The organism is Protofrankia sp. CiT1 (genome assembly GCF_917627335.1).
Classification (GTDB): Bacteria; Actinomycetota; Actinomycetes; order Frankiales; family Frankiaceae; genus Protofrankia.
In genome coordinates this window covers 35,479-38,551 of record NZ_CAKJTP010000023.1, presented here as the reverse complement: position 1 = coordinate 38,551, position 3,073 = coordinate 35,479, and the positions used below count along the sequence as shown (strand labels likewise).

The following is a 3,073-nucleotide window of genomic DNA, read 5'->3' as shown; positions in this document are numbered from 1 at the left end:
GGTCAGGATTCCGCGTTACGGACGAGTTCGTCGGCCTCAGCCGGCCACCAGACGCCAGCCGGGGGGTTCTCCCGGCCGCACTCCCCGTCGCTCGCCCCTGGAACTTTGATCCAGAGCAACGCGTCCGCCCGCGGGCTGGCGGTGTCGGTGGTTGGCGCGGCCCCGAGCCCTCGGCCGGGTGGGTTGCACCAGGGATCTCTGATATTGCCGTCGGTCGGGCCTCGTCCATTGCGCGAGGTGTCGACGACGAAATGCGCACCGCCGATCAGCGCCGCGATCACTTCGGCGCGGGCTATCTCGTCCCCGGTCCGGTAGTAGTTCGACACGTTGACCGCGAAGCCACGGGTCCGCCGCACCCCGGCCTGGCTCAGCCGGTCCGCGATAACCGGAGCCGCCGTCCATCCACAGTTGGCACCGTCAAGGTAGACGCTGGTACGGGGCAGCCCGCCGTAGACGTCGACGGCGTCGTTCAGCAACTGATAACGCTCCCGCTGCTGGGCCGCGGGCAGGCTGTCCATCTGCGCGAGCGAATCCGGCTCCAGGATGACAACGGCGGCACGGGCACCGATTCCCGCTGCCACCTGCCGGGTGAACGCCCGGTAGGCGGCAGCGTCGGGTTCTCCCCCGGCGGAGAACCCGGCACCGACATCACGGTGCGGAATCGCATAGACCATGAAGACCGCTGTGGCACCAGCTCGTTCCGCCTGCGCGCTACGCGCCGCCACCTCAGCTTGAACACCGTCACGCAGCCAGTCCCCCACTGAGAAGGCGATCGGCTTGGCCGCGATCGCCGCCGCGCTCGCCCCATTGGCGGCGTCCTGACGTGCGGCTATGGCTGGTTGGCTGTTCGGATCGACGAGAAAGGGCGCGCGGGGCGCCGGGCCGTACGGTCCGGCGCCCGCCACGGCGCCACGACCGGCCGGGTCACCCGCGGGGCACTGCGCGCCGACCGCGTGAAGTGGCCCGGCGCCGTTCGCCGCCGTGCTGGCGCTCCGGGTCGACCTTCCCGCGCCACACCCACTGGCAGCCAGCATGGCGGCGAGGGCCGCGGCTGCCGCCAGACCGACGGCTCGCGTCCGGCGGTGGCCCGCCCGGCGCCGGACGACATCGATACGCCGCACCAACCCGGAGATCGATACAATCACTGTCATCCCACTTGAACCCAGGTGGCGACGGATGGGACGCCCGCACCGTTGGTCACGAAAAGCATGTACCAGTCTGACGGAAGAAGATTGGGATTCTGGGGCACCTCCAGTGTGAGGTTGCCAGCTGTCTGTTGAACGATCGGTAACGCCACGGAACGCTGCTCGGTGTCGGTGACATGGGTGTAGGCACCCGGGCGGATCAAACGCACCTTTGTCACCGGCTGCGACGATGCCACAGTGATCATCGATCCGCGAGTTATCCGCGGCGGCGCCGAGATGACTTTCGGACGGTCACCCCGGTAAAGGTAGCTGGGCGAATAGACCTCGACCCGGGTCTCGAACGTGTTGTCGTCGCTCAACGGATTCGAACCGAAGACAGCCACCCGCCCGTCCGGGAGCAGCAGGTATTCGGAGTGGTAGTCACGGCCGACGTGTGGGTCCGCCGCCGCGGTGAAGGAGCTCGTATCCGGATGGTAGATCTCGGCGACCCGGGAGTCCCTGGCCCGGTAGCCGGTGGAACCACCGGAGACGAGCACGGTGTCGTCAGGAAGGATCACCGCGCCGGGGTACCGCCTGACCCTCGACATGTCGGGGCCACGCTGGTAACGCGGGGCAGGCGAATCAAGATCTACGATCGCGGTCCGGGCAGTCGCCACCTGGGTGTCGCCGACCCCGCCACCGGCAATGAACATCACCTTCTGCTCCTGAGCCGGAGCGAGCATGATCGTCCCTGCCGTCTCGTTGAGTTCCGGCTCGGGCAGCCCGTCGACCGGCTGGAAGGCGTTGTTCGTCAGGTTCCACAGGCCTGGCTGGCGCTCCGCGACACTCGCCGGGCCGTAGCCCGCGTTGGCGCCGGAGAAGAACAGCCTGCCGTCACCGGCGAGTAGCAGAGCTGGATAGGTGGGAAAAACCTTCCGGAGATCCTGCTGGTCGTCCCATGTCCCGCTGGCTGAGCTGAACAACTCGGTATTGCCCTGGTCGATGTCGCCGTTGCCGTCGAGCCCGGAAACCGCCACCACCAGGCCGCTGGCCAGGGTCACCAACGTCGGATACCACCGGGCATGGTTCAGCTCACCGGTCTTCTCATATCGCTCGGTCACCGGATTGAAAAGGTAGGAGTCCTTGAGCCCCTGGTACTCGTGCTTCTTACCGTCCGGGGAGGCCGGTGCAAGAAGCTCGTATTTCTTGGTGCCCCCCGCTATCAACAGATCACCATTCGGGAGAAAGGCGTGCCCGGCGCAGAAGACATCCCAGGGCGTGTGGACATCGGTAAAGGTGTTCGCGATCGGATCCCACAGCACGGTCCTGAACTTCTTCGCGTCAAAACTGCCCTGGTCGTTACCGGAGCCGGCCATGAGCAGGACCTTCCCGGTATGCAGCATCGCCGCGTGGATCGACCGCGTGCCGCTGTCCGCGACAACGTCCCAGCGTCCATGGCTGCGCATGTAGTCCGGCCGGTGGGACCGCCACCGTTCGTAACGCGCCGCGGTCCACGAGACGGCGAACGGGCCGTTGCCCACGAGAATGACGAGAAGAAAGGCACCGAACCGCAGCATGCGCCACCTGCGCAGCCGGTTGGCCCGGCCGGGCGAGGCCGGCAGCACGGCCATCAGGTCAGCTCCTCAAGCAGGCCGTCGCGGGACACCCGCCGACGCCGCGGCCGGAGCTTCATAGTGACGTCCTCCAGGTGGCCGCCAGCCGCCGAGTAACCGCTGGAGGCCGAAAAACCGCCGAGCACCGGCCGCCCGGTCGCCCGCCCCATCCCGGTCGGCCGTTGGACGGCGGCCGCCGCTCTGATCACTTTCTGCCTGGTCGCCGCAACGGGCCGAGCCGGATCTCCCGGCGGCGATGTGGGCGCCGGGCGGGCCAGCCACCGAGTGGTCTGCTCGCTGTAGGCCCTCGCGCGCGCCACTGCTGGTGGCACTGCT

The 3,073-nt window shown here is 67.9% G+C and carries 2 protein-coding genes and 1 pseudogene; all 3 read right to left on the bottom strand.

What is annotated here, in order from left to right; all coding sequences use genetic code 11:
- Window positions 1–2: 2 nt before the first annotated feature.
- On the bottom strand, window positions 3–1,151 hold the full coding sequence (locus MJ785_RS06495) for a glycoside hydrolase family 6 protein (protein WP_239380195.1): 1,149 nt from the start codon (window positions 1,149–1,151) through the stop codon (window positions 3–5).
- Window positions 1,148–2,755 (bottom strand): galactose oxidase-like domain-containing protein, encoded by a 1,608-nt coding sequence (locus MJ785_RS06490; protein ID WP_239308440.1) that lies wholly within the window; start codon window positions 2,753–2,755, stop codon window positions 1,148–1,150. Before MJ785_RS06490 ends, MJ785_RS06495 begins: the two co-directional genes overlap by 4 nt.
- A pseudogene (locus MJ785_RS06485) lies at window positions 2,755–3,073 on the bottom strand (hypothetical protein); the annotation flags it as partial. The pseudogene MJ785_RS06485 and the gene MJ785_RS06490, both read right to left, overlap by 1 nt.